Origin of the sequence: Litorilinea aerophila (genome assembly GCF_006569185.2) — a bacterium.
Lineage (GTDB): Bacteria > Chloroflexota > Anaerolineae > Caldilineales > Caldilineaceae > Litorilinea > Litorilinea aerophila.
Map to the genome: position 1 here is coordinate 202,447 of NZ_VIGC02000004.1, position 25,098 is coordinate 227,544.

At 65.7% G+C, this 25,098-nt stretch carries 21 protein-coding genes; 10 read left to right on the forward strand and 11 right to left on the reverse strand.

What is annotated here, in order from left to right; genetic code table 11:
- Positions 1 to 11 precede the first annotated feature (11 nt).
- On the forward strand, positions 12 to 1,613 hold the full coding sequence (locus FKZ61_RS04305; RefSeq protein ID WP_141608832.1) for a phytoene desaturase family protein: 1,602 nt from the start codon (positions 12 to 14) through the stop codon (positions 1,611 to 1,613).
- Here the strand turns inward: FKZ61_RS04305 and FKZ61_RS04310 are convergent.
- Entirely contained in the window at positions 1,608 to 2,603 is a 996-nt protein-coding gene (locus FKZ61_RS04310) for an FAD-dependent oxidoreductase (RefSeq protein WP_141608833.1), read from the reverse strand. The two genes, FKZ61_RS04305 and FKZ61_RS04310, sit on opposite strands and share 6 nt — an antisense overlap.
- 132 nt (positions 2,604 to 2,735) lie before the next feature.
- On the opposite strand from FKZ61_RS04310, the gene FKZ61_RS04315 reads away from it, so the two are divergent.
- The gene (locus tag FKZ61_RS04315) at positions 2,736 to 3,227 is read left to right on the forward strand and encodes a VOC family protein (RefSeq protein WP_170199226.1); all 492 of its coding nucleotides are present in this window, start codon (positions 2,736 to 2,738) and stop codon (positions 3,225 to 3,227) included.
- A gap of 256 nt (positions 3,228 to 3,483) precedes the next feature.
- Here the strand turns inward: FKZ61_RS04315 and FKZ61_RS04320 are convergent, their stop codons facing one another.
- The 3 genes from FKZ61_RS04320 to FKZ61_RS23865 are packed head-to-tail and all read right to left on the reverse strand — an operon-like array spanning position 3,484 to position 7,263.
- Positions 3,484 to 4,380, reverse strand: a complete 897-nt coding sequence (locus FKZ61_RS04320) for a GNAT family N-acetyltransferase (protein WP_229964135.1) — start codon at positions 4,378 to 4,380, stop codon at positions 3,484 to 3,486.
- Complete coding sequence (locus tag FKZ61_RS04325) at positions 4,377 to 5,993, reverse strand: SDR family NAD(P)-dependent oxidoreductase (RefSeq protein ID WP_141608836.1); 1,617 nt, start codon at positions 5,991 to 5,993, stop codon at positions 4,377 to 4,379. Before FKZ61_RS04325 ends, FKZ61_RS04320 begins: the two co-directional genes overlap by 4 nt.
- Positions 5,994 to 6,048: 55 nt before the next feature.
- Positions 6,049 to 7,263: a hypothetical protein gene (locus tag FKZ61_RS23865; protein WP_141608837.1), complete on the reverse strand. Its 1,215-nt coding sequence runs from the start codon at positions 7,261 to 7,263 to the stop codon at positions 6,049 to 6,051.
- 253 nt (positions 7,264 to 7,516) lie between these two features.
- On the opposite strand from FKZ61_RS23865, the gene FKZ61_RS04335 reads away from it, so the two are divergent.
- A complete protein-coding gene (locus FKZ61_RS04335; RefSeq protein ID WP_170199228.1) occupies positions 7,517 to 8,185 on the forward strand; it encodes a PHP domain-containing protein in 669 nt (222 codons plus the stop codon).
- Between the two features lie 113 nt (positions 8,186 to 8,298).
- Here the strand turns inward: FKZ61_RS04335 and FKZ61_RS04340 are convergent, their stop codons facing one another.
- The 4 genes from FKZ61_RS04340 to FKZ61_RS04355 all read right to left on the reverse strand — a co-directional run bounded on the left by FKZ61_RS04340 (position 8,299) and on the right by FKZ61_RS04355 (position 11,488).
- Positions 8,299 to 9,498 (reverse strand): pyridoxal phosphate-dependent aminotransferase, encoded by a 1,200-nt coding sequence (locus FKZ61_RS04340; protein ID WP_141608839.1) that lies wholly within the window; start codon positions 9,496 to 9,498, stop codon positions 8,299 to 8,301.
- 81 nt (positions 9,499 to 9,579) lie between these two features.
- Positions 9,580 to 10,719 (reverse strand): galactonate dehydratase, encoded by a 1,140-nt coding sequence (gene dgoD / locus FKZ61_RS04345; protein WP_141608840.1) that lies wholly within the window; start codon positions 10,717 to 10,719, stop codon positions 9,580 to 9,582.
- A 12-nt stretch (positions 10,720 to 10,731) separates the two neighbouring features.
- Positions 10,732 to 11,154 (reverse strand): HEPN domain-containing protein, encoded by a 423-nt coding sequence (locus tag FKZ61_RS04350; protein WP_141608841.1) that lies wholly within the window; start codon positions 11,152 to 11,154, stop codon positions 10,732 to 10,734.
- Positions 11,138 to 11,488: a nucleotidyltransferase domain-containing protein gene (locus tag FKZ61_RS04355; RefSeq protein WP_141608842.1), complete on the reverse strand. Its 351-nt coding sequence runs from the start codon at positions 11,486 to 11,488 to the stop codon at positions 11,138 to 11,140. Before FKZ61_RS04355 ends, FKZ61_RS04350 begins: the two co-directional genes overlap by 17 nt.
- 301 nt (positions 11,489 to 11,789) lie before the next feature.
- Here FKZ61_RS04355 and FKZ61_RS04360 point away from each other — a divergent pair, with 301 nt between their 5' ends.
- The 3 genes from FKZ61_RS04360 (at position 11,790) to FKZ61_RS04370 (ending at position 14,942) form a co-directional block, all read left to right on the forward strand.
- Positions 11,790 to 13,169, forward strand: a complete 1,380-nt coding sequence (locus tag FKZ61_RS04360) for an MATE family efflux transporter (protein ID WP_141608843.1) — start codon at positions 11,790 to 11,792, stop codon at positions 13,167 to 13,169.
- A gap of 6 nt (positions 13,170 to 13,175) precedes the next feature.
- Positions 13,176 to 14,027 (forward strand): metallophosphoesterase family protein, encoded by an 852-nt coding sequence (locus FKZ61_RS04365; protein WP_141608844.1) that lies wholly within the window; start codon positions 13,176 to 13,178, stop codon positions 14,025 to 14,027.
- 114 nt (positions 14,028 to 14,141) lie between these two features.
- Positions 14,142 to 14,942 (forward strand): GNAT family N-acetyltransferase, encoded by an 801-nt coding sequence (locus FKZ61_RS04370; RefSeq protein ID WP_170199231.1) that lies wholly within the window; start codon positions 14,142 to 14,144, stop codon positions 14,940 to 14,942.
- A 27-nt stretch (positions 14,943 to 14,969) separates the two neighbouring features.
- On the opposite strand, the gene FKZ61_RS04375 is transcribed toward FKZ61_RS04370, so the two are convergent.
- Together FKZ61_RS04375 and FKZ61_RS04380 are read right to left on the reverse strand one after the other, a co-directional pair.
- Positions 14,970 to 15,647: an RNA polymerase sigma factor gene (locus FKZ61_RS04375; RefSeq protein ID WP_170199233.1), complete on the reverse strand. Its 678-nt coding sequence runs from the start codon at positions 15,645 to 15,647 to the stop codon at positions 14,970 to 14,972.
- A gap of 253 nt (positions 15,648 to 15,900) precedes the next feature.
- Positions 15,901 to 16,545: an FHA domain-containing protein gene (locus FKZ61_RS04380; RefSeq protein WP_141608847.1), complete on the reverse strand. Its 645-nt coding sequence runs from the start codon at positions 16,543 to 16,545 to the stop codon at positions 15,901 to 15,903.
- Between the two features lie 261 nt (positions 16,546 to 16,806).
- Between FKZ61_RS04380 and FKZ61_RS04385 the strand changes: the two genes are divergently transcribed.
- From FKZ61_RS04385 to FKZ61_RS04400, 4 genes are all read left to right on the forward strand, one after another.
- Complete coding sequence (locus FKZ61_RS04385) at positions 16,807 to 19,716, forward strand: protein kinase domain-containing protein (RefSeq protein ID WP_170199235.1); 2,910 nt, start codon at positions 16,807 to 16,809, stop codon at positions 19,714 to 19,716.
- The gene (locus FKZ61_RS04390) at positions 19,704 to 21,734 is read left to right on the forward strand and encodes a serine/threonine-protein kinase (RefSeq protein ID WP_229964136.1); all 2,031 of its coding nucleotides are present in this window, start codon (positions 19,704 to 19,706) and stop codon (positions 21,732 to 21,734) included. The genes FKZ61_RS04385 and FKZ61_RS04390 overlap by 13 nt, the downstream gene beginning before the upstream one ends.
- Positions 21,735 to 21,889: 155 nt before the next feature.
- A complete protein-coding gene (locus FKZ61_RS04395) occupies positions 21,890 to 22,732 on the forward strand; it encodes a hypothetical protein (protein ID WP_211358403.1) in 843 nt (280 codons plus the stop codon).
- Between the two features lie 282 nt (positions 22,733 to 23,014).
- A complete protein-coding gene (locus FKZ61_RS04400; RefSeq protein WP_141608850.1) occupies positions 23,015 to 23,851 on the forward strand; it encodes a beta/alpha barrel domain-containing protein in 837 nt (278 codons plus the stop codon).
- 39 nt (positions 23,852 to 23,890) lie between these two features.
- Here the strand turns inward: FKZ61_RS04400 and FKZ61_RS04405 are convergent, their stop codons facing one another.
- Positions 23,891 to 25,051 carry a radical SAM protein gene (locus tag FKZ61_RS04405; protein ID WP_141608851.1) on the reverse strand — a complete coding sequence of 387 codons (1,161 nt, stop codon included), beginning with the start codon at positions 25,049 to 25,051 and terminating at the stop codon, positions 23,891 to 23,893.
- Between the last annotated feature and the right edge of the window lie 47 nt (positions 25,052 to 25,098).

Genomic DNA, 25,098 nt, shown 5'->3' on the forward strand with positions numbered 1-25,098 from the left:
CGGAGTTGACCATGTCGACAGCCTATCATCAGCCGGAACGGGCGGCTGAAACCCTGGGGCGCCTGGGGTTGCCGGCCCCCGTCCGAGAGCTGGCCGCCCGGCGCTGGGACGTGATCGTGGTGGGCGCGGGCCACAACGGCCTGACCTGCGCCGCCTACCTGGCCCGGGCCGGCCAACAGGTGCTGGTCCTGGAGGCCCGGGAGCGGGTAGGCGGCGCGTGTACCCTGGAAGAGCCCTGGCCAGGCTACCGGGTCTCCCCCTGTGCCTATCTGGCCGGCCTGTTACATCCCCGGGTGATCCAGGAGCTCGACTTCCCGGCCCACGGCTACCGCTGGTTCCCAGCCACAGCCGGCCTCTTCGTGCCCTTTGAGGACGGCGAGAGCGTCCAACTTTGGGACGATGACCAGCGCTGTGAAGCCGAAATCCGCCGCCTGTCGCCCCAGGATGTGGAAGGCTGGCGGGCCATGGGGGATCTCCTGCGCCGCACCCGGGACGCGCTGCGGCCCGATGGGCCGGGGGACCTCTGGCTGGGTCGCCCGCCCAGCCGGGAGCAGATCGAGGCGCGCCTGGGGGGCGATGAAGAAGCCCGCCAGCTCCTTTTCGCATGGTCCATGGTGGAGTTTGTGGAGCACTACCTCCGCGACGAACGCCTGCAGACCGCCCTCCTGGGCCAGGGGGTCATCGGCACCAATGCCAGCCCCTACGATCCCGGCACCGCGTCCGTGCGTTTCCACCACGCTTCTGGACGCCTGGGAGGGCTGCCGGGCACCTGGGGGTACGTGGAGGGCGGCATGGGCATGGTCTCATTCATCCTCTGCGACATCGCCCGGGAGAGCGGCGCCGTGATCGCCACCGGCACCCCGGTGGCCCGCATCGTGCCCGGCGAAGGCGTGGAGCTGGCTGGCGGCGAACGCATCGCCGCTCCGGTGGTGGTCTCCAATGCCGACCCCCGCACCACCCTGCGCCTCCTGGGCCCCCATGTGGATGATGTCTGGCGTCAACAGGTGGAAGCCCTGCCCATGGAGGGGTGCACCGTCAAGGTCAACGTGGCCCTGGCGGAGCTGCCCAACTTCGTCGCGCGGCCGGGCACCTGGGAGCCCCACCACCGCGGCCAGATCAACACCCCCCTCACCAAGGAAGAATGGCGCACCTATCCCCAACTGGCCCGCCAGGGGGAGCTGCCACCCCGCCTGTGGACCGAGCTCTACTTCCAGACCGCCCACGATCCCAGCGTGGCGCCACCGGGCAAACATGTCATGAGCGTCTTTGCCCAGTATGTCCCCTACCGGTTTGCCCAGGGGGACTGGGAGAGCCGCCGGGAGGAGGTGGGCCAGCTGGCCCTGGCCTCCATCGCCCGCTTCTGCACCAACCTGCCCCAGGCCGTGGAAGCCATGGAGGTGTTGGGCCCGCCGGACATCGAACGACGGGTGGGCCTGACCGGTGGGCACATCTTCCAGGGCGAGATCCTGCCCCCGTACATGTGGGACCGCCGGCTGGACTACCGGACGCCCATGGACGGGTTTTTCCTCTGTGGCGCCTGTACCCACCCCGGCGGCAGCGTCATCGCCATCAATGGTCGCAACGCCGCCCTGGAAATCTTGGGCCAGCTATAGCGCCTCCACCAACGCCACCACCTCGGCGGCACAGCCCCAGGCCAGGCTGATGCCACAGCCTCCGTGGCCGTAGTTGTGTACCACGGGGCGCCCCTGCCGCCACTCCAGCTCCAGACGAACCCCATGCCGTCGATGGGGGCGGATCCCCGCAGCCGCCCCCAAGATATCCTCCCGCCGCAAGGCCGGCGCCGGCAACCCGCCTGCCCCGGCGGCCAGCCAGGACTGGTGGGCCTGCCAGATGGCCTCAATCTCGTCCGGCGTCGGCTCAGTCTCCTCCACGCCGGGCTCGTAGGATCCGCCCAGGATCAACACGTCGTCCCGGGCCATCCAGTAGATGGAGCGGCCGTTCCAGGGCACCGTCAGTTTGTATGGCACAGGCTGGGGCCGCAGGTGGAGCAACTGCCCCCGGATGGGCACCAGGTCCGGGTCCGGGCAGAGCTCCCGGCTGCCCAGGCCGGTGCAGTTGACCACCAGGTCGGCGTCCAGGGCGAGCAGCTCATCCAGGTGGGTGAAGCTGCCGTGGCGCAGGGCATGCCCCGCTGCCCGGCAGTCGGCCACCAGCTGGGGCATCAGCCGGGCCATGTTGATGAGAAGGGAGTCGAACTCCCAATGCCAGGCCAACCCTCCCGGCAGGTGGGGTTCGTGGTGGAGCCTGGAAAAGGGGACGATCTCGGCCGCCAGGGGCGGTTCTGGCTGCTCGGCGTAGAAGATATGGCAACGTTCCGGGCGGATGCCGTACTCAGGCTGGCCGGCCAGGCTCCGATATGCCTCCCAGGAGTGCCGCGCCCAGTGGAGGACCCGCTGTCGATATGCCGTAGAGACAAATGACGGATCCGCCGCCAGGTCGGGCCACCAGATGGCCGCGGCCCGGTCAGAAGTGGTGTGGGGTGGATGTTCTCGAGCGTACACGGTGACCCTGTGGCCGGCCTCGCCCAGGCGCAGGGCGCTGGTCAGGCCGATGATACCGGCGCCGATGACGGCAATATCCATTGTTCCTCCTATCCCATGGCAAACAGACGTTCGTCTGAAAGTTTCAGCCCGGTTAAGACAAATGCCCCTATTGCACTGGCACAGGGCATATTATGCTGGAGGCGAAGATTTTTCATGCTGGATCCTACATACATGGCCGACATCCTGACTCAAAGAACGTCTGGAGTATTTATGAAGCTAGAGCGACTTGTCCCTGTGCTGGACGTAAAAGATGTGGAAGCGTCCATCCGCTTTTACTGTGAGACGTTGGGTTTTAGGGTGCACGACACAGTCAAGTGGGCGGGGCGCACGGAATGGGCCCTTTTGGGAACCGACAAGGTTCAGATCATGTTGTGCGCGTCCAACAGCACCGGAGACAATCCCCCGTCGACTTCCGGACAGACAGTTTTTTTCCTCTACCTGGATGACATTGAGGGGTTGCGGCGCGCCCTGGCCCAGAAGGGGCAGGCCCTCCCTCGCATTCAGGAATTGCGCAACGGCACCGCTGAATTCCTTCTGCAAGATCCCGATGGCTACATCCTTTGGTGCAGCCGGACACCCACCGCCCAGCACCAGGGTTTTGACCTGGCCGGCTCCCAGGCTGAGACGTGGAGCGCCAACCAGCGGACCCGTCATATGTCATGATGCTCCTGGTGAACGCGGCTGCAAAAAGCCGTTGTCACCGTAGCGACGCGGGGTGAGAGCCACTGGGTGCAGTGGATTTCCAGAGAGAACCTGGCCATCTCAGTGTTCATCTGTGAAATCTGTGGTTGCTGCGAAGGATGACGCCGATGCTCCCCGATTTCTCCATATGCCGGCCACCGGGGAGATGCTTCCCCCGTTCCCCCCTTCTCCCGGTGGCCCATCGGTTTCGGCTGCCATCCATCGACATCCGGTTTCACTACTCTAATCCCATCACGGCCTTTGTGTAGGCCAGACGAAAGCCAAATCGCTCCACGTTGCGCTGGGAGGCCGTCCCAGGCACAGTCTGGACCGTGGCCAGCTGGCAGCCCTGGGCCGCCGCGTAATGCAGCCGGGCGTGGAGCAGCGCTCCCTGCGCTCCCTGTCGTTGCAGGGCGGGATAGACGCTGGTGGAAAAGCAGCGCCCGAGGGTCCCCTCCATCACCAGCGCACCGCCACCGGCCAACTGCCCGTGCACCCAGGCCAGGAAGCAGACGGTGCCCGGCGTGTGGGGCGTGGGCAGAGCAATCTCCCGATCCATGGCGGCGTCCGCCGTGGTCGCTCCTGGTTCGGCGTCTGGGCCCTGTCCCCGGGCGGCGGCAAAGGCCCCTGCAACCGTTTGAACCCAGCGGGCCACCATAGCCCCATCGGCCACGTCCACCGGCTGCACGGTCACGTGGGGGGCGGGTGTCGGCAGCCCTGTCAGGTCCTCCAATGGGCGAACCCACACATTTTTGAACGCCAGCAGACCGTATCCCCGGTCCCGCAGATGCTGGGACAGGGATGGATGGGCCAGGGGGCAGAGCTCCACCTGGGGGCTGACACCCCGTTGGGCGAAGAAATCTTCGGCCTGGGCCAGGTCGCTGGCCATCACCACCCGCTGCATCCCCAGGCCATAGACCCGGTTCATGGGGGAGCGCCTGCCGGTGAAGACGGCGCAGCCATCGCCGACAGCCAGGCTGGCGCTGCCGCTCTCGGGTAGAAGCCTGGCCTTGGTTTCGGTATAGCGCAGCACCGTCTGGACTTCTGCACCCTCCAGCCGGCGGGCCAGGGTATGATCGGCAAAGAGCATGGTCAGGACTGTTCCTTTCTGGGGACGTCGGTTGGGGCGATTCAACGGGTGCTATCCTGGCGCACCAGTTGCTCGAAGAGGGTCCGGCGCATGACCTGGGCGGCCAGGCCCGGGGCCAGCCGACCCACGAGGGCGAAGAGTCGGTTGGATCGGCCGGGGATCAGGCGGCGCCGGCGGCGCTGCACAGCCCGGTAGATGGCGTCGGCCACCTCTTCCGGCGGCATACGTCGGTGTTCCCGGCGATTGTCCGGGCTGTAGCGACGGGCATGGGCGGTCCGCGTCGGTCCGGGAAAGACCGTCAGCGTATGGCCGTGGCTTTGGGCCAGGGCCATGGACAGGCCGCGCATGTAGGCTGCCAGCCCATCCTTGGTGGCGGCATAGACGGCGGCCCCAGGATAGCCCACAAAATGGGACAGGGATGAAAGGGCCACCACGCTGCAGCCGTGGGTCAGCCGCCCTCTACGCAGGAGGCCCGCAGTGAGGAGCAGTGGCGCAGCCAGGTTGACGGCGAGCACCTGTTCCTGGGCAGTCAGATCCGATGTCACAAAAGGGCCCACCGCGTTGATGCCGGCGTTGTGGATGAGGGCATCGATGGGCGGCCGTCCGGCCAGGGTCTCCAGCAGTTGTTCCACATCGCGGGGGTCGGCCAGATCGGCCAGGGCAAAGCGGGCGTCTACGCCGGCATTGATCAGCTCGGCCTGGGCGTACATGGCCCGCTCCCGGTCCACGTCGATGCCCGTCACCCGGTAGCCGGCCCTGCCGAAGCGGTGGGCCAGGGCACGGCCGATGCCGTCGGCCGCGCCGGTGATGACACAGTGGCGCACCTGCTCTTTCAGAGGTTGCTCTTTCGGAGGCTGGGGGGCCGGAAGGACGATTTGCTGGCGGCGTCGATGCATCCGCCCCAGGAGGCCATCCGCCAGCTCGGGCAGGTGATGGCCGGCCCAGAAGGCCAGCCGGTTGCCAGGGCCGATGACCGCCTGGGGGACTCTGCCCTCCATCTGGCGGATGACGGCCTGGGCGACGGCTTCGGGCGTGGGGAAACGGGGCCAGGGCAGCGACTGGAGGTCGGCGCCGCTCTTGGCGTGCATGCCGGTGCGGATGGCGCCGGGGTGAATGATCTGGGCCTGCACGTTGGGATGACAGGCGGCCAGCTCGATCTGGAGGTTGCGCACGAAGCCGGCCAGGGCGGCTTTGGTGGCGGCGTAGACGGCGTAGTGGGGGGCAGGCAAGGCGGCCACCACCGAGCCGATGAAGGTGAAGAGGCCATCGGCGGCCTGGACCCAGGGGAAGAGGCCGTGGGTCAGGTGGATGGGGGCCAGGAGGTTGACCGCCAGCACTTCGCGGATGGAATTGGGCGGCTGTTCGGCGATGGAGCCCACCCATCCCACGGCGGCGTTATGGATGATCTGATCCAGCGCCTGGATGTTGTTTTCGTGTAGCCATGCGTAGAGGCGCGCATATTGGCCGCTGTCGGCCAGATCTACCTGGCAGTAAGTGTCCGGCTGAAACAGGGGGCCGGATAGCTCTGCCAGGGGGCGGCGGCCCACCAAGACCAGGCGGGCGCCCTGGGCATGGTAGTGCCGGGCCAGGGCCAGCCCCAGTCCGTCGGTGGCGCCGGTGATCAGAACCGTGGGCGGTGGCGTGGTGGTTGAGCTCATCCAGAAGGGCAGCGCTTTGCTGCAGGGACAGGCCCCCGTGCCTGCCCGATGGGGATCAACGCAGGTATTGGGAATAGGGCCATACTTTCCATTTCTCCACTTCTTCACCGTTCAGATACACCCGGGTGCTGGTCCAGTTCTGGACGTAGTCCCACAGGCGCCAGAAACGACGCATCTCGCTTTTGGTGAAGACAACGCGATAGACCAGGCGTCGGTTTTCGTCCAAAATCTGGGTAAAGCCGGGCAGCCGCTGGCTCTGACTCAACACGTGGTGGAAATACTCCGAACGGCTGTGGCCAAACTCCAGGATCAGCTGCCAGCGATCACCGGACCGCTGCGCTTTTTCTTCCTGGTTTTCAGGTGGCACTGGATTGGCTTTTGCCTCCTCCGCCGGCGCAATTTCCACATCGACCAGCCCGAATTGCTCCCGCAGGAGGGGCTCCAGCACCGGCTGGAGATCCGGCTGGGGCAGGGCCAGGCGCAGGGCCCGATGGACCGAGCGCCAGGGCCGGGGCGCCAGCGCATCCGCCGACAGCTGACTCAAGGCGTACTGGAGGGGATCCTGGCCCAGGGTGCTGGCCAGGGAATTCAGCCGAAACGTGAGCAGCTCCGGGGCCAGGTGGGCGTTGGGCAGCTCCCAGATGGCTGCCACCGCGGCCAGGGCCTCCACCCCCAGGCCCTCCCCCATCAGCGCCTGATGACCCAGGGCCAGTCCCCACAGGGAGCCGGGGAGGGTTCCCTGAGCCAGCCACCGGGCCAGGCCGGCGCCATCCTGACGCAGCCAGAAGCTGAGGAGCAGTACCCGGGCCAGCTCCTCGTGGCCGGTCCAGGCCGGGCTGGCAGCCAGGTGGAGCAGGGCCTGGTGCGCCTCCTGCTGGAAAGGCTCCCCCTCGAACAGGCGGACTTCCAGGTGCGCCAGGTAGAGTCGCCGGAATGCAGCCGGTGCGGGCGCCGTGGGGTCGGCCAGCCAGCGGAGGAAAAGTTCCCGCTGACGTGGGGTGAGTCCGCCGTAGCCCACCTGGGCCGGCGGCTCTGGCACAGTCTCCCCGGGCGGGACCGCTTCCACAGCCAGGTTGAGATCCACCAGCGCGTAGTCCTCTTCCGCGGGGGGGGCATCCACGGTGCTACCCGCGCCCCGAGCCCGGACGGGCCAGGTGCCCTGGGCGAGGGCGGCACGCCACACCTGGCCCGCCGGCTGATCCCGCCCGGCTACCCGAATCAGTCTGGGAAGCTCCTTCAGTCGCTCCTTTTTCTGCTTGGTGGAAAGCAAGGGATTATCCATATCTGACCAGGATTTGTCGAAACGGGAGTGGTCTACCCACCCCGCCGCGGATTCAGCCTTCGTCCCCGGGAATGATACAATCTTCGCCGGATCTGACCAAGCCGGCCTTGAAAGGTGGGCGCGTTCCGGACGTCCCGGGTATGTCGGGGCAAGGTGTTGTGGTGGTTTGCAGCCGCCGATACGCCTGGGGCCGCCCATGCACCAAGGCACGAATCAAGGCATGAAAGAGGGGAGCGAGTTCATGTGGAAAGTTGACCTGCACGCCCATACCATCTACAGCAAAGATTGCCTCACCCGGCCGGAAGCCCTGATTGCCCGGGCCCGGGCCGTGGGGCTGGATAAGATCGCGGTCACCGAGCACAACAACCTGGCCGGCGCGCTGGCTGCCAGGGCCCTCGCCCCCGATCTGGTCATCGTCGGCGAGGAGATCAAGACGACCCACGGCGAGGTGATCGCCTACTTCGTGCAGGAGGAGGTGCCGGCCGGCCTTTCACCCGCGGAAACCCTGGCCCGGCTCCGGGAGCAGGGCGCGGTCATCAGCATCCCCCATCCCCTGGACTCGGTGCGGGGCTCGGCCATGGGGCTGGACAACGTGCTGGCCATCATTGACCAGGTGGATGCCCTGGAGGTGCTGAATGCCCGCTGTGTCCGGCCGGCGGATAACGACGCGGCCGCTCGCCTGGCCGCGGAGCACGGCAAGCTGGTGACCGCAGGCAGCGACGCCCACACCCTCTTCGAGGTCGGACGCTGCCACCTGGAGATGCCGCCTTTCGAAGACAATGCCGCCAGCTTTCTGGCTGCCCTGGCCCAGGCCCGGCCCGCGGGGCGGGTCAGTCCCTTCTGGCCCCATCTGGCCAGCACCTACGCCAAGTGGCGCAAGCGGATCTTCCCGGTCACCCTGCCCGGTTAGCGAGTAAGGCGAATGGCGCGGGGCGAGCATCCTCAGAGGCGGCGCTGTTTTGCCCGGGTTGGCATCTGAGGATGCCGACTCCGCGTCGAAATCGTGAATTGTTGAATTGCGCCCTACTCGCTGCTCTCGAAATATTCCTTCAGCCGCTGGAGCCCTTCCCGGATATCGTCCACGTCGATGCCCGAGTAGGCCAGGCGGATGTAGGCGTGCTTCTCGCCAGGGAGGGGGCGACCAAAGTGCTTGCGGGTGCAGAAGGAGACATTGGTCCGCACCAGGGCTTCATCCATCAGCTGGTTGACGTCGCTCATCCCCTTGCGCTCCAGGATCTTGGTCACATTCGGGAAGAGGTAGAAGGTGCTTTCCGGCGCCTGGATGGAGATGCCGTCGATGGCGTTGAGGCCGGCCACCGCCGCGTCCCGCCGTTCCCGCAGGATCTGGAGGATCTGGTCGGGGCCGCTGGTGTCGCCGGGGATGGCCTCCACCATGGCCCGCTGGATGAAATGGGTGGTGCAGGACTCGGCGTTGGTGTTCAGCTTGTTGATGACGTCGATCACCTCCTTGGGGCCGATGGCCGCGCCCAGCCGCCAGCCGGTCATGGCGAAGCGTTTGGAGCAGGTGTAGAGGATGACGGTGCGCTCTTGCATGCCGGGCAGGTTGACGATGGAAAGGGGCTCGCCGCTGTAGCGCATCTCGTAGTAGGCGTCGTCGCTCAGCACCCAGAGGTCATGTTTCAGGGCCAGCTCGGCCAGCTCCTCCATCTCCTGCCGGGTGGACTGCGCGCCGGTGGGGTTCTGGTAGTTGTTGTAGATCAAGGCCTTGGTGCGGGGGGTGATGGACCGCCGGATGGCGTCTATGTCCAGCTCGAAGCCGCCATCCTTCTCCACGTAGCCGTAGGGAACGGCCACGCCGCCCTGGTATTCGATCTGGGATTCGTAGATGGGGTAGCCCGGGTTGGGGTAGAGGACTTCGTCGCCCGGATCCATCACCGCGGCGATGAATTTGCCGATGACCGGCTTGCCCCCGGGCTGCACCGAGACGTTCTCCGCGCTGTAGGTGACGCCCCGCTTGCGGCCCACGTCGTCGGCGATGACGGCCCGCAACTCTGGGATGCCAGCAGCAGGGCAGTAGCCGGTGTAGCCGTCCCGGATGGCCTTGTATGCGGCTTCCACGATGTTGGCCGGGGTGGGGATGTTGATGTCCCCCAGGTGGAAGGGATAGACCTTGTGGCCTTTGGCAGCCCAGGCCGCGGCCGCACCGGAGACGGCGAAGGCAGTCTCGGTGCCCAGTTTTTCCAGTTGTCTGGCTAAGCGCATGGTTCTTCCTCTTGTTGTGGTTGAGGGTTCTTTTTGTCTTCTGGTTTTTTCACTGTGGCGCTGGACGACTCTTCAGAAGAATCATTGATCTACCACGGAGCCGTCCACGTGGAGGCGGGTTTTGACCTCGCGTGGCCGGTAGGGGTACTTCTCAGCGGCATCCTCGGCCAGCTCGATGCCGATGCCCGGTACGTCGGGCACAATGAGAAAGCCGTTCTCCAGCTTCAGCGCGCTCTTGACGATTTCGCTTTTGGGCGGCTCGTTCTCGCCGATGGGGTATTCCTGCAGGGCGAAGTTGGGGATGCAGGCGGCCAGTTGGACACAGGCGGCCGTGCTGACCGGGCTCAGGGGGTTGTGGGGGACCACGCCCACGTGGTGGGCTTCGGCCAGGGCAGCGATTTTCTTACAGTGGGTCAGTCCGCCGGCCATGCAGACATCCGGCCGCACATACTGGACTGCCCCCCGCTTGAGCAGGGCCTCGAACTCGTAGATGGTGTGGAGCCGTTCGCCGGTGGCAATGGGAATGTGGATCTTCTCGGCCACCAGGGCCATGGCATCGAAGCTGTCGGGCAGGATGGGATCCTCGTAGAAAAAGGGTTGGTAGGGCTCGATGCCCCGGGCCAGGACGATGGCCTCGGCGGGCGTCAGGCGCCGGTGGATCTCGATGCAGAGGTCCACATCCTTGCCCACCGCCTCCCGGTAGCGCCCCACAGTCTCGATGGCGTCCTGCATCTTATCCACGTGGGTCTTGAAATAGGGAACATCGCGGGATTCGTCCAGGAAGGGGGTGAGGTGGCCAACCGCGGTGAAGCCCAGGGCCTTGGCCTGTTTACAGCCTTCGATGAGTTTCTCCTTGGTATCGCCGAAGACGTGGTAGTAGACCCGCACCTTGTCCCGGGTTTTGCCGCCTAGGAGCTGGTAGCAGGGGACGCCGAAATACTTGCCGGCGATGTCCCAGAGGGCAATGTCGATGGCGCTCAGCGCGCCCATGATGGCCGCGCCCCGGAAATGGCTCCACCGGTAGAGGTACTGCCAGTGGTGTTCGATGCGCAGGGGATCCTGGCCGATGAGGTAGCGCTTGAAGGTTTCCACCGCGGCGGCGGACGCTTCCAGATAGCCCCATGCGCCGGACTCGCCCAGGCCGGTGATGCCTTCGTCGGTGTGCACCTGGACGAAGAGGTAGCGATCCACAAAGATGGTTTCGATCTGGGTGATCTTCATCTCCCGGTTCCTCTAGGTGGGGTTTCTTGGATGTTGGGTACTTGGAGGAGACTCTATGCTCTGGTCAATGAGAGTTAGCATGTGGCGTGCTACTGCTAGCGCTTCCTGGGCATCTTGAACGTCGGGTAGCCCCTCGGATAATACTCCTGGTAGTGCATCAGGATAACGGGTAGGAATATAAAAACGATCAAGCAGTTGTACCTCTAGAGCTATCTCAGCGAGAGGGTTGGGATCAAGTAAGCCTAGCAAATCTGTCAGACGGTGGGTGCGCGGCGGCTTTTGTCCCTGGAAGATCAAAAGTCCCTTAACCGCTTTCTCCGCACATTGCTGACAATGAAAACAAACTTGATTGTATATGCCCTCCACCATTGCCAGCTCTGCCATTCGCAGGTCTTGACGGGCGAAGAGAAACCAGCGTTCACTCTCCTCGTTCATATAGAACCTTCCCTTTTCCTACAATTTCATCGCGCACGAAGGCCCGATGTCGGAGCAGTTCTGCGAACTCGGCTGGAGTATAGACGAGGATGTCCACGCCGACCTGCGGACGTAGCAGCTCGAAGACCTCTCGGATGCGGTCTAAAAATTTTCGTTCGGTCTCTGTAACAATGACCAGATCAATATCGGACCATTCTTCAACTTTCTCACTGGTAAGTGAACCAAATAAAAGGATGCGTTGAGGTGCATAGTGCTCACGGAGCAGCTTCACATATCGAGACAATTCAGATTCCAATAGGGCGCGGCGCTGGGCTACGTTTCGGTGCTTAGACACTTCGCATCTCCTGATGGTCCTGGTACATTACCATCGGATTTCCTATCTTCCAGCCCGCAAATCGGCCTGCGGAAAACGAATGAGCACAATATCGCCGGCCTTCATGATCATGTTTTCATTGCCTTTGCCTCCAAGAGCTGACCAGTAGACCGAAGTCCATCAAGTTTATTCTACCATCGCCGTTTTCCCGCGTCGAATCATTGACAGATGGCGGCTTTTACAGTACGGTTTTCTCTGTACGTTACTTCGATATTCGAACCAAACCGGCGCTCCCATGGGAGCCCCAGGAAAGGAAGCAATCATGAAAGGTGGGCGTCAGGCAGCCCTGGTCCACGGCCCGGTGGGCAAAACCTTGATCGATCTGACCATCCCCATGATCTTCGGTATCGTGGGCATGGTGGCCTTCAACCTGGTGGATACCTTCTTTGTGGGGCAGTTGGGCACCCGGGAACTGGCCGCCATGAGCTTCACCTTCCCCGTGGTGATGGTCATCTCCAGCGTCGCCTTCGGCATCGGCATCGGCGGCAGCGCCGTCATCTCCAGGGCCATCGGCGAAGGCAACCAGGATCGGGTCCGCCGCCTCACCACCGACCTGCTGGCCCTGGCCCTGACGGTGGTGATCCTGTTTGTGCTCCTGGGCCTGTTGACCATCGAGCCTGTCTTCCGCCTGTTGGGCGCCACTCCGGATCTGATTCCCCTCATCCGGGAATACATGACCATCTGGTACCTGGCCATGGTCTTCCTGGTGGTGCCCATGGTGGGCAACAACGCCATCCGGGCCACGGGGGACACCCGTACGCCCAGCTTCGTCATGCTGGTGGCCGTGCTGGTCAACGTGGTGCTGGACCCGTTGCTCATCTTCGGCATCGGCCCCTTCCCCCGGCTGGAGCTGGCCGGGGCCGCGCTGGCCACGGTGATCTCCCGGGCGGTGACCTTTGCCGTGGCCGTCTGGGTCCTTTACTTCCGGGATCGCATGGTGACCTTCGTCTGGCCAGGGGTGCGGCCGATCCTGGCCTCCTGGCGGCGGATCCTCTACATCGGCCTGCCCGCGGCCGCCACCAACATGATCGTGCCGGTCAGCGTGGGGGTGGTGACCCGCCTGATCGCCACCTACGGCGCGCCCGCCGTGGCCGCCTTTGGGGTGGCCTCTCGCATCGACATGTTCGCCCTCACGGTGCTGATGGCCCTCTCCACTGTCCTGGGGCCATTCATCGGCCAGAACTGGGGCGCCGGCCGTCACGACCGGGTGCAGGCCGCCATCCGCTACAGCGAACAGTTTTCCCTGGCCTGGGGCCTGCTCATGTTCCTGCTCCTGGGGATCCTGGCCCGCCCCCTGGCGGAGCTCTTCAACCGGGATCCCGCGGTGGTGGAGACGGTGGTGCTGTACCTGCGGGTGCTGCCTATCAGCTATGGCTTTCAGGGCATCCTGCGCATGTGTAACTTCTCCCTCAACGTCCTGGAGAAGCCCCTGTACGCCACCGCGTTGACCGTCCTGCAGATGTTCGTGCTCTACGTGCCCCTGGCCTACCTGGGCTCGGCCCTCTGGGGCTTGATCGGCATATTCGCTGCAGCCGTGGCGGCCCATGTCATCGCTGGGGGCGCAGCCCACTTCGTGTTGCGTCAGGTGTTGGCTGCGGGTGCCCGGGCTCGCCTGGCCCAGGCCAAGGCCGGGGTGGCGTAGCCAGCTATGCGCATCGCGATCCTGGCAGACATTCACGGCAATCTTCCCGCCCTGGCCGCGGTCCACGCCGACCTGCAGCGCCAGGCGCCGGACGCGGTCTACCTGGCCGGCGACCAGATCAACCGCTGCCCGTGGAACAACGAGGTGATGGATCTGATGCGGGATGAGGGCTGGCCGGCCATCGCCGGCAACCATGAGTGGGTGGTGGCCCGGTTGGGCACGCCTGAGAATCGCCCGCCCTTCACCAACCGGGCCCGCTTTCCGGACCTGTGGTGGACCCGGGAACATCTGACCGCGGCGCATCTGGCCACCATACGCACTCTGCCGGCCAGCCGGTTGCTGGCTTTCCCTGGCACCACGCCCATTCGCCTCATCCATGGCCTGCCGGACAATCCCTTCGTGGGCATCCTGCCCGAGACTCCCGAGCCAGAGGTGGCCGCCGCGCTGGCGGGGGTGGCCGAACCGGTGGTGGTCTGCGGCCACACCCATCGGCCCATGGCCCGGCGTTGTGGCCGCTGGTACGTGGTTAATGGCGGGTCCGTGGGCATGCCCTACAACGGCGATCCCCGAGCCCAGTACCTCCTGTTGGACTGGACGCAGGGCCAGTGGCATCCCACCTTCCGCCAGGTAGCCTATCCCCTGTCGGCTGTCACCGAAGGCTTCGCCCGCTATCGCCTGGAAGAGGCCTGGGGCGCCCTGGCTCGCCTGTATCTGCGCACCATCCTGACCGGCCAGCCCTGGGCCAGCGACTTCGGCCAGTGGATGAAGGAGCAGCCCGAGCAGCTCCAGCAGGACCTGGACCGGGCTGTGGCCCTCTACCTGGCGCGCCACGGCCCGGATCGTTGGGCGTTTGGCTGAAAAGCGCGAAATTTGCCGCAGGGGCGGGCCTCCGTGCCCGCCCAGCGCCGCCCCGTCCCGGCGGGTGAAGGGGCGGAGAACCCCGAAGGACAGAGAAACGCAGAGGAGATGAGGATGATTCGACCGTTAACAGAGCAGGACCGGAAGCACGTCGTGGCCCTGCTCTCCCAGGACCGGGCCTTGAACCTGTACATCCTGGGCAACCTGGAGACCCTGGGCCTGAAGCGCGATTTTTGTCAGTTCTGGGGAGATTTTGAGGACAGTTCCGGGGTCCTGCGGGCGGTATTGAATCGTTATATGAACGGATGGACCCTCTATGGCCGACCGGATGCGGATTGGGCCGGCCTGGCCCAGGTGGTGGATCAGCATCCAGTGCCCGCCGCCCGCCTGCAGGACAATCCCGGCGGCATTCCCTCTTTCCTCCCCTACCTGCAGCGATATCGGGCCAGTCAGGAGAAGGTGGAAGAACTTATGACCCTGGCCCCGGAGCACTTCCGGCCTGTGGCGCCGCCGCCAGGGGCCACGGTGCGGCGGGCCACCCTGGCCGATCTGGATGCCCTCATCCACTTGTACCGGGATGCGGGCTCCATGCAACGGTCACCTGCCGCCGTGGAGCGTCCCCTGCGGGATACCCGGGTCTGGGTGGCGGAAGTCGCAGGCCAGATCGGGGCCGCTGCCCTCACCAATGCCGAAGTGGCGGATCTGGCCATGATCGGCGGCGTCTACACCGTACCCGCCCTGCGGGGGCGAGGCCTGAGCCAGGCCGTGTGCAGCGCCTTATGTCAAGAGCTGCTGCGGGAGGGCAAAGGGCCCGTGCTCTACTGGGACACACCGGCGGCAGGTGCCGTCTATCGAAAATTGGGCTTTCAGGCGGTGGGGCGCTGGCGCTCTGTCTGGCTGGCGCCGGCAGACTGAGCTGCCTCCCGCGCCCATGGTTCACGCCTATTGGAGCATGGCGTCGGGCACCAGCCCCGCCTCGATGAGGAGATCGCGGAGGGTCGCCCGGGCCCGGCTTAGCCGGGACTTGACCGTGCCCAGGGGGAGGTTGAGGATCTGGGCTGCTTCGTTGTAGTCGCAGCCGTGGACATCCACCAGGAGGACGACGTTTCGGTGCCAGGGGGGGAGGCTGTCGATGGCGGCCAGCAGCCGCTCCATGCTTTCCTTCTGGGTGACCAGCGTCTCCGGGTCGGTGCCTTCCTCCGGCGGGTTGAGGCTCAGCTCTCCCTTGCTCTGCTCCTGGAGTTCATCCAGGCTCAGGGCTCTGCGGCGTTTCTGGCTGCGTAGGTGGTCGTAACAGGTGTTGGTCACGATGCGCAGTAGCCACGAGCGGAAGTTGCCATCCTGGAAGCGGGGAAGGGCCCGATAGACCTTGATCAGGGCATCCTGAACCGCGTCGGCGGCCGCCTCTTCGGTACGCAGGATGTGGTGGGCCACCCGTTCGGCCGCGCTGCGGTAGTGTTCGATCAGGTGATTGAAGGCCAGATCGTCGCCGGCCCGGGCCGCCTGAAGCACGTCGGCCAGCTCCAGCGTGGTGCTGCCGGCGCTCCAGCCTTCGCCAAAGCGCACACTCTCGCTGCCATAAGGATAGTCTGTCGTCGGGGATATTGGAGAATAATTCATAGCTCTCTGCCTTTCTCGATGCAAGCTTCGCCCATGGCATAAGCGAGGCATCCAGGTTTCCTGTCTGCACCCCGATCATAACGGTTTTCGGTTAAAAACATCTGAGGATTTCCGGACTTTTTTCGGACCGTTTTCTTACGCTTCCGGTGTGCAGGCAGCGGGAAGGGCAGGCGTGGGGAGGCGGTAGAGGTCGACGGAAAAGGGCAGGAGAGAAGGCGAAGGAGGGAAAACGAAGGGCCAGAGAGCGGGGCGCTCAGTCGACGACCAGCTGGTAGCCGTAACCGCGCACGGTGATGATAAAACGGGGCTCCTCGGCGTGTTCCGGCTCGATGCGGCTGCGCACCCGGCTCACCATGCGGTCCACATTGGCATCATAGACATCGCCGTTGGCCTCCGGCCAGACGGCCTGGGCGATCTCATCCTTGCTGACCACCCGGCCACGGCTCTGATAGAGGAACCAGAGCAGGTCAAACTGCTTCACACTCAGGGGGGGATCCAGCAACTTCCCATCCACGTAGACCTGGCGGGTGGCCGGATCGACCCGCAGCGCTGGCTCCTTCACTGCAATCAGGGCGGGCGCCGTCACCGTGGCGGAGGGATCGTAGAAACGGAAGCGGGTGGAGGCAAACTGGATCTCACACCCGTCCTCCAGCCAGGCTGTGGCCCCGGGCGCCAGACGTTTGCCGTTCACCAGTACGCCGTTCTTGCTGTTCAAGTCGTGGACCTGGTAGGCGTTGTCGATGCGGCGGATCTCCGCATGTTGGCGGGAGGCAAACTGGTCTTCCAGCACCAGATCCGAACTGGCCGAACGGCCCACGGTGGTGATTTCTGCCGACAGCTCATACTCCATGCCGGCCTGTGGTCCGCTCAGGCAGACAAGTTTCCCAAACTGGCTCACCCTGGAATCCTTTGATGTGCTTCAAGCGCTATGCTAGAATAGCCCTATGGGATCCAACCGGGTCCCCAGGGAGTGTCCCATGCCAAATCTACCAGGTCAAATATACCAGCATCGCCCGAAACTGGCAAGATGTAGGCGGACCTGGCTCAAGTGTTCTATGCCAGCGTGATGGGGAGCCCCCCGCCCGGCCAGGAGATCCCACTGGCCGGGCCTGCCACCGCCTGCTGCCAGCCTTTTTTATTGACTCTGAACGGCGTATTTATGGACTTCACATCAAACGAGTTAGGCTCTTCAGACCCTGACGCAGAGCGGGATAGCGGAGCAGGGCGAACAGATGCAGAGCGCAAGCCGGCACCCGGCCCATCCAGCACGTTTCTGCCAGGCGCCAACCTGACCGGCCAGCAGATCGGTCACTACCTGGTGGAGGAGCGGCTGGGCGGCGGTGTCATGTCCACCGTGTACCGGGCCCGGGATCAGATCCTGGAGCGCACCGTGGCCCTGAAGGTGCTGATGCCCGGCGCCGACGAGGTGGCCCGGGAACGCTTCCGCCGGGAAGCCCGCACCGTCAGCTTCCTGGAGCACCCCCACATCGTGCGCACCTACCAGGTGGGGCAGACCGGCGCAGACGGCCTCATTTACATCGCCATGCAGCTGGTGGAAGGCTTCAGCCTCTCCACCCTGCTGGAACGCCACGGCAAACTCTGCGTGGTGGATGCCTGTAACCTGCTGGAGCCCATCGCCCGGGCCCTGGCCTATGCCCATCGCCACGGGGTGATCCACCGGGATGTCAAGCCGGGCAACATCCTGCTCCACCGGGTGCCGCCGGGAACACCCCACAGCGTCCAGCTGACTATCCTGGACACGCCTGTCATCCCCCTGCTGACCGATTTCGGCATCGCTCGGGCGCTGGATGCGCCGGAGCTGACCAGCGTAGGGCGCACCATCGGCACGCCGGCCTTCATGTCGCCGGAGCAATGTGCCGGGCGCTCCGACATCGACGGCCGGGCCGACATCTACTCTCTGGGGGCTGTGCTCTATCGCTGCCTGGTGGGGCGTATCCCCTTCACCGGCTCCACCACCCAGATCCTCCATGCCCACGTCTACGAGCCCCTCCTCATCCCGGACCAGGTCTCCAGGACCCTGCCCCTGGTGGTGGCCGAGACCCTGCGCCGCTCCATGATGAAGGACCCGGCCGAACGCTATCCCAACGCCGAGCTAATGGCCGACGACCTGGCCCTGGGCGCCGGGCGGCAAGTGGAGCCCAGCCCGGCTTCCCTGGAGCTCGACCCGGATGAGATGACCCAGACCCTGGAAGTGGCCCCGGTGACCCAACCCGTCGACTCCGGCGGGACGGTGCTGGTGCCGGCACGCTCCCCCGGCGGCCCTCCCAGCGGCGTTCGGCCGCGCCCACCCGTGGGGGAACCCATCCCATCCCCATCACCACGGCCCGTTCCCCGCTCTCGGCGGGCGGTTCTCACCCGTCGCCTGGGGATGGGGGTCCTCAGCACCGCGGTGGTGCTGTTATTGGTCTTCCTCAGCATCAGCCTGTTCAACAGCGTCTTCAACTCCCTGGGCGAGGATGGGCTGGCCCAGTCGCCCACGGCGACCCGGCCCCTCGGTTCCCAGGCCGGACCAGGTACGCCCCAGGCTCCTCCCGCGGGGGCGGTTTCCCTTTCTCCCACCCCGTCGGCCCAGACGCCCCCCACCGTCGGCGCCGCTTCCTCGCCCACAGATCCTCCGGCGACGGTGGCGGCGGGCAGCCCCATCACGGCCACGGCGGTTGCCACCCCGCCGCCCGACGTCACGCCCACGCCCATCCCCACGCCGGCGGCCTCCCTCGCCTCGGCCTGGGATGATGCCCAGGCCTTCTACGCCGAGCAGGACTGGGCCGAGGCTCTCTCCTGGCTCACCATCGTGCGCCGGATCGACCCGAGCTTCCAGCAAGAGCAGGTGACCGCCATGATGGTGGACAGCTACCTGGGGCTGGCGGCCCAGGCCAATGGCGAAGGGCAGCCAGAGGTGGCCCTGGATTACCTGGATGAAGCCCTGGCCCTCCAGGAGGACGACATATTGCTCTTGCGCCTGCGGACGGCGACCGCCCAATTTCTGGAGGCACAGGCCACCCCACCGCCGTCGGTTGAAGAAATGGAGCTGATCCGCCGGAGTCTCCAGCAGGCCCACGCGGCCTATGGGGACAAATTGGCCGAATCCCAGAAGCCTTGCGCGGCCATTGAGCAGGTAACGGCGGCCAATCGTATCCTTCCGGACCCGAAATTGTCAGAAAAGCTGGCCGATTATCAGGCACAATGTGATACGGTGAAGGCGATTGCCGCGGTCAGCCAGTTGGGTGGGCATCTCATCTACTCGGCCTACCAGAACGAGCGGTATCGCATCTTCCGCATGCCGGTGGCCTACGATGCGCCGTCCACCCTGCTGGTGGAAAACGGCACCCAGCCCAGCCTGCGGCCGGATGGACGGGTGATTGCCTTCTACAGCCTGCGGGCGGACTATCAGGGGCTGAGTGGATTCGACCTGAACGCCGGTCTGGATCCCAATGACCGCTCCGTGCGCTACACCGATTTCGTGGAGGATTCCCGGGACAGTCCCCCGAGCTGGAGCCCGGATGGCAGCCGGCTGGTCTACGCCAGCATGAGCTTTGGCGACGGACGCTCTCGCATCTATGTGGTGCCGGCGGACGGCAGCCGCAGGGCCACCACGCTGGCCCTGGGCAAAGACCCGGCCTGGCACCCGTCGGACGACTGGATCGTCTACAACGGCACGGACGAGACGGGCAACAACCCGGGCCTCTGGCTCATGCACAGTGACGGCACCGGCCGTACCCGGCTCACCGACAACGGCAACGATCAGCGGCCCACCTGGTCGCCCGATGGCCGCTACGTGGTCTTCATGAGCAACGGCCGGGACGGCAACTGGGAAGTCTATCGGGTGGACCTGTTGGATGGGAGCATCCTTCGCCTGACCAGCCACCCGGCCCAGGATGGCCTGCCGACGGTCAGCCCGGACAGTAAGTACGTGGCCTTCTTGAGTGACCGGGACGGTTACTGGCGCATTTACTATGTGCCCATCAATGGTGGGCCAGTTCGTCCTCTGTCCCGTATGGCGGGCGAGCTGCCCAAGTGGTTGGAGTATGCGATTCAGTGGGTGAACTAGTGTCCGGCCGATCTGCAGATGACCCCGGCCCCACCGAAGGGGCCGGCCTGATGGATCTGTCCGGCCAGCAAATCGGACGTTATTTGATTCGGCAGCGCCTGGGGCAAGGCGGCGTCGCCACCGTCTACCAGGCCTACGATCAGGTGTTGGGCCGCTCGGTCGCGCTGAAAATCCTGCTGCCCCACGCGGACGACAAGGCCCAGAGCCGCTTCCGGCGGGAAGCGTTGATGGCCGGCACCCTGCGCCATCCCCACATCGTCCGCATCCTGCAGGTGGGGAACGCTTCCCAGGGCAGCGTGGCCTACATCGCCATGGAGCTGGTGGAGGGAGAGAGCCTCTCCTCCCTCCTGGCACGCCATGGCCGCCTCCTGCCCGAAGAAAGCTGCAACCTGCTGGAGCCCATCGCCCGGGCCCTGGCCTACGCCCACCGGGCCGGCATCGTCCACCGGGACGTGAAACCCAGCAACATCCTCCTGCGCATAGCCAGCCCCGGCACACCCAACAGCGTGCAACTGGAATCCTTGGACCATCCCGTGGTGCCCCTCCTGACCGACTTTGGCGTGGCCCGGGCCCTGGATGCGCCGGAATTGACCAGCACAGGCCGCACGGTGGGCACGCCCGCCTTCATGGCCCCGGAACAGTGCTCCGGCCGCCGGGACGTGGATGGCCGGGCCGACATCTACTCCCTGGGGACTGTGCTCTACCGCTGTGTCACCGGCCGCCTGCCCTTCACCGGCTCCACCACCCAGATTCTCCACGCCCATGTCTACGAGCCGTTGACCATTGACGCGGCGGTCTATCAGCACCTCCCGCCCCTCCTGGTGGAGATTTTGCGCAAGAGCCTGGCCAAACGGCCGGAGGATCGCTACCCCGATGCGGACGCCATGGCCGACGCGCTGATGCAGGTGGCCGGCCGCCGGCCCCGCCCCGTCGGCCCCGCAGCAGACGGTGCCACGGCCACCGCCACCCTGACCCTCTCCGGGTTGACGCCGGCAGTCTCCCAACCCGCCGCCCAGGAGATGGCCGTCCTGATTCCAGCCCCAGGGGACCAGACGCCCCCTTCGGTTACTTCGACCCCGCCGCCGCGGCCTCCCCAGCCCCGGGCCGGGCGTCTGGCGACATTTTCCTGGCCCCGGCTGGCGCTGGCGGGGATCCTCTTCCTGTTGGCTGTCCTGGCGGGCCTGACCCTGGCCAGCGGCCCCAATGGCTCGCCCCTGGCCCGGCTCACCGGCCGGGTGGATGCTTCGTCTACACCAGCTGTGGCCGTTATCCCCCGGGAGTTGCCCTTGCCACCCCCTTCCGCGACACCCACCCCTGCCGCCGGTTCGGCGAAGCCCTTTGGGCCTCCGGCCCAGGGTGGGGTCGGCAGTGGCCCCCGGGCCACCCTGGTGACATCTCCCCTTGCCACATCCGTCTCCACCGCCACCCCCCGGCCTGTGCCCACGGACACGCCCACCGTCGCGCCGACTTGGACCCCCGCGGCCACGCCCACGGCCGACAGGCCGGAGGGCCCGCCGCCCCAGCCCCAGGCCGCCCCGTCCGAGGGGTTGGTGGGCACCTGCGCCACGGTCATCGATCCATTCTTCCTGCACGTGGTTAGCGCCCTGGATGAATCCATCCGGCCCCAGTTTCTCTGCCCCAATGGGCCGGCGCTTGCAACAAATGGTGAGATCTGGCGATTCGAATACGGGTTTATGTTGCATTTGGACGAAACCCCCCTGATCTATGTATACTACGATCTCACACAGGAGTGGGAGCAGGTGGTCAACACCTGGCGCGAGGGGGACCCTGTGGTCACCGGCGTGGTAGAGCCGCCCGCCTCCAACCTGTATCAGCCCGAGCGGGGCTTCGGCCGCGTTTGGGAAGAGCATCAGCGTCAGGTCTCATTGGGATTCGCCACGACTGCGGCGCCGACACCCTTTGCCGCCATCATGCAGTCATTCCCCGGCGGCATCCTGATCGGCAATCGGGATGATGGCGCGGTCTACCTGTTTTTGCGTTCCAAGTTGCGCCTTTGAGCCCGACGCCCCTGTGTTTTCGCCAGGCGCCGCGGCCGCAGCCGGCGGGTCAGTGGGCGCCCGGAGTTTCGGCCGCGGCCGTTGACGCCGGCAACTTGTCAATCCCGGCAGTTATTTAACCATCCACTCATTCCATTTCCACCAAGGAGGAAACGATGAACAGAATCGTCCCGCGGAGCATGAAAAAGCCCCGGCTGATGGCGGTGAGCGTGCTGGTGCTGGCCGCCGTGGCCCTGGCTGGCTGTGCCGGCATGCCTTTCGACATCACCCAGATCCCATTCGTGCAGCAGTTCCTGCCGCCCACGCCCACCTTCACGCCGACGCCCGTCCCCACCCCCACGCCGACACCGGAGCCGACCCCGACCCCGCGGCCCGGCGAGACGCCGCTGCCACCCACGCCCACGCCCATCCCCACGCCCCAGGTGACCATCCCCGAGGGCTTCACCATCCTGCGGGATACGGAGCGGGGCTACTCCCTGGCCGTGCCGCGTGGCTGGTCTCAGCTGGACCTGCGCAGCCAGCAGTTCCAGAACATGGCCAACACCTTCGGCATGGGCGGCCAGATCGCCCAGTTGAACCAGTTCCTGGACTCGCCGGAAGGCCAGGCGGTGGGCATCGTCGCAGTGACGGACCTGACCGCTGTCATGTTCGGTGGGCTGCCCACGGTGCTCAACGTCTCGGTGATCGACGCGCCCGGCGCCACCCCCGATTCGTTGCTGGACTTCCTCCAGGCCAACCTGGAAGCCAACCAGAGCATGCTGGGTGACGTGGACATCCAGGAGTTGAACACGGCCGTGGTGAACAACCTGCCTGCCGTGCGGGGCTCGGTGGTCGCAGACCTGAGCCAGTACGGCATGAACGCCCGGGTCTTTGCCAAGGTGGTGGCCCTGATCGCCAATGACAAGGTCTACATCCTGACCCTGGCCACCCAGGAATCCAACCGGGGCGCCAAGGAGCCAGTCTTTGACGCCATCATCGGGACCTTCCGCCCCGAGTAGGACCGTACAATTTCATTTCGGGACACCGGTGGGGCCCTGGCCCTGGGCCTGGCGCCCTACCGGCTGCCCCTTCCCGTGCCTGTATACGTCGTGTGGCAGAAGCTCCGCAAGGACTTTGCCACACGACGTATCTTGTCTCGGGCATCTTGTCTCGGGCATCTTGTCTCGGGCATCTTGTCTCGGGCATCTTGTCTCGGGGCATTCTGGCTTGGGCGGGTTTCTGCGCAAGGGCTGGCCTGGCCGCCGGGGACATGCCCGCCGACAAACCATAAGGGGATCGGAATGATTGAGCTGGCACCCAACCATAAAATGGGCCTGCCCGTGGCCAACCCCATCCTGTTGGCCGGCGGCATCATCGGCTGCGGCGAAGCCGTTCCACCGGGGTTGGAGCTCAGCCGTCTGGGGGCGGTGGTGGTGGGGCCGGTCATGGCCACCGGTAGCCCCGGCGCGCCGCTTCCCCGCCTGGCCCATACCCAGGGCGGTTGCGTCCTGGAGGCGGGCAGCCAAAATCGGGGCGTGGGCGCGGTCTTGCGGCGCTTTGCCTCCCTGTGGCCATCCCTGGGAGTGCCGGTGGTGTTGCAACTGGCGGACCGGGAGCCCCGGCTGTTGGCCCGGACTGTGGCCCGGGTGGAATCGGTCCCAGGTCTGGCCGGGCTGGAGCTGGTTTTGCCGGGGGATGGGGACCTGGCGCAAGCCCGCTCCCTGGTTCGCCGGGCCACCCGAGAGACAGAGCTGCCGCTCTGGGTCAAGCTTCCCCTGCCCCAGGCAGAAGCATGGGCAGAGGCGGCTGTCGAGGCGGGCGCCGCCGGCCTGGTGGTGGGGCAGCCGCCGACCGGCGCGCTCATGCGCCCATGGCGCGGAGAGCCGGTGCCCGTGCGGGGCAGCCTCTACGGGCCACTGGCCTTTGGCCTGATGTTGGAGAAGCTATTGGCGGTGGCGGAGCTGGCGCTACCGTGCGCGCTGATTGCCTGCGGCGGCATTCACACCTGGGAGCAGGTGCAGCAGGCCCTGGCTGCAGGTGCCCAGGCCGTCCAGATCGACGTCGCCACCTGGGTGGAGCCGGCCCTGCCCGGCCAATTGGCGCAGACATGGGCCGGCTCCAAACCGATGGGTGAGTGATGAGGTATTGTCTCTCGTTGGGTGGGTCGTGCCTGGGTGTTACCCCTCCGGGCCAAAGAGCGCCATCTGTTGGGCGGGTTGCCGGCCGTCCAGCAGCACAAAGGGCGCTGCCTTTTGCACATCCCGCACGCCCAGGGCCCGCAGGTGGGAGAGCTGGGTGATGCGGCCCCGGCGGCGAGCGGCCAGGATGGCGTCGGCAGCCTTGGGGCCGATGCCGGGCACCCGCAGCAGCTCCTCCCGGCCGGCCCGGTTGAGCTCCACCGGCGCATGGCGCAGGTGAACCTGGGCCCAGGCCAGCTTGGGATCCTGCTCCAGGGGCAGGTTGGCGTCGGCTGTGAAGGGCAGATCTTCCAGGGACCAGCCATAGTCCCGCAGCAGGAAGCTGGCCTGATAGAGGCGGAGCTCCCGGCGGGGCGCCGTGGCCGGCAGGGACTCGAAGGGCGTCTGGATCACCGGGTGGAAGGCGGAGTAGTAGGTGCGCTGGAGGCCCAACTGGCGATAGAGCCGCTCGCTGGTGTGGAGCAGCTCCAGGTCCGTATCTCCCACGGCGCCGACCACGAACTGGGTTACCACACTGGCCCGCAGGCCTTCCCGGGCCCGAAGCTGGCTGATCCACTGGAGGCGTTGCATCAGCTCGGACCAGAAGTCCTTCTTGGGAGCCAGCGCCGCCAGGCGCTGTTCCGTGGCGCCCTCCAGGTTGATGGAGACCCGGTTGGCCAGTTGCATGGCCCGGCGGATCTGGTCATACTCGGCGCCGGGCATGATTTTGAGGTGGATGTAGCCCCGGTAGCCATGGCGACGCCGGATGATCTCCGCTGTGTCCAGGAGGCGATCCTGGGTGGTCACGCCGCCTTTGATGATGCCCGAGGAGAGAAAAAGGCCATCCACCAGGCGAGCCCGTTCCATCTGAATGAAGGTTGCGGCCATTTCGTCTGGCGTGAAGGTGAGGCGCCGGGTTCGATTTCGGCCGGCGCGGAACGGACAGTAGTAGCAATTTCGTTCACAGGCCGTGGTGAGCATGGCCTTGAGCACCGGTTTTTTGCCCGTGGGAGTGGTGACGTGGGAGATGCACGGCAAGGGCTGAGGCCGCCTGCTGCCGACGGTCTCTTCCACTGGCTGGCTGCCGGCCGGCTCGAAGCGGGTGGCATCCCCCAACAGGGAAAGCTTTTGATAGGCATCCGGTGCGCTCTTGAAGTTCATGTCTTTTAGTATACGAACAAATGTTCGGTTTGTCAAGGAGAATGAGT

Bases quoted from the DNA above. Each gene is read 5' to 3' on its own strand.
- FKZ61_RS04305 (WP_141608832.1), top strand. From the start codon at position 12: ATGTCGACAGCCTATCATCAGCCGGAACGGGCGGCTGAAACCCTGGGG.
- FKZ61_RS04310 (WP_141608833.1), bottom strand. From the start codon at position 2,603: ATGGATATTGCCGTCATCGGCGCCGGTATCATCGGCCTGACCAGCGCC.
- FKZ61_RS04315 (WP_170199226.1), top strand. From the start codon at position 2,736: ATGGCCGACATCCTGACTCAAAGAACGTCTGGAGTATTTATGAAGCTA.
- FKZ61_RS04325 (WP_141608836.1), bottom strand. From the start codon at position 5,993: ATGAGCTCAACCACCACGCCACCGCCCACGGTTCTGATCACCGGCGCC.
- FKZ61_RS04335 (WP_170199228.1), top strand. From the start codon at position 7,517: ATGTGGAAAGTTGACCTGCACGCCCATACCATCTACAGCAAAGATTGC.
- FKZ61_RS04340 (WP_141608839.1), bottom strand. From the start codon at position 9,498: ATGCGCTTAGCCAGACAACTGGAAAAACTGGGCACCGAGACTGCCTTC.
- dgoD (WP_141608840.1), bottom strand. From the start codon at position 10,719: ATGAAGATCACCCAGATCGAAACCATCTTTGTGGATCGCTACCTCTTC.
- FKZ61_RS04350 (WP_141608841.1), bottom strand. From the start codon at position 11,154: ATGAACGAGGAGAGTGAACGCTGGTTTCTCTTCGCCCGTCAAGACCTG.
- FKZ61_RS04360 (WP_141608843.1), top strand. From the start codon at position 11,790: ATGAAAGGTGGGCGTCAGGCAGCCCTGGTCCACGGCCCGGTGGGCAAA.
- FKZ61_RS04365 (WP_141608844.1), top strand. From the start codon at position 13,176: ATGCGCATCGCGATCCTGGCAGACATTCACGGCAATCTTCCCGCCCTG.
- FKZ61_RS04370 (WP_170199231.1), top strand. From the start codon at position 14,142: ATGATTCGACCGTTAACAGAGCAGGACCGGAAGCACGTCGTGGCCCTG.
- FKZ61_RS04375 (WP_170199233.1), bottom strand. From the start codon at position 15,647: ATGAATTATTCTCCAATATCCCCGACGACAGACTATCCTTATGGCAGC.
- FKZ61_RS04385 (WP_170199235.1), top strand. From the start codon at position 16,807: ATGGACTTCACATCAAACGAGTTAGGCTCTTCAGACCCTGACGCAGAG.
- FKZ61_RS04395 (WP_211358403.1), top strand. From the start codon at position 21,890: ATGAACAGAATCGTCCCGCGGAGCATGAAAAAGCCCCGGCTGATGGCG.
- FKZ61_RS04400 (WP_141608850.1), top strand. From the start codon at position 23,015: ATGATTGAGCTGGCACCCAACCATAAAATGGGCCTGCCCGTGGCCAAC.
- FKZ61_RS04405 (WP_141608851.1), bottom strand. From the start codon at position 25,051: ATGAACTTCAAGAGCGCACCGGATGCCTATCAAAAGCTTTCCCTGTTG.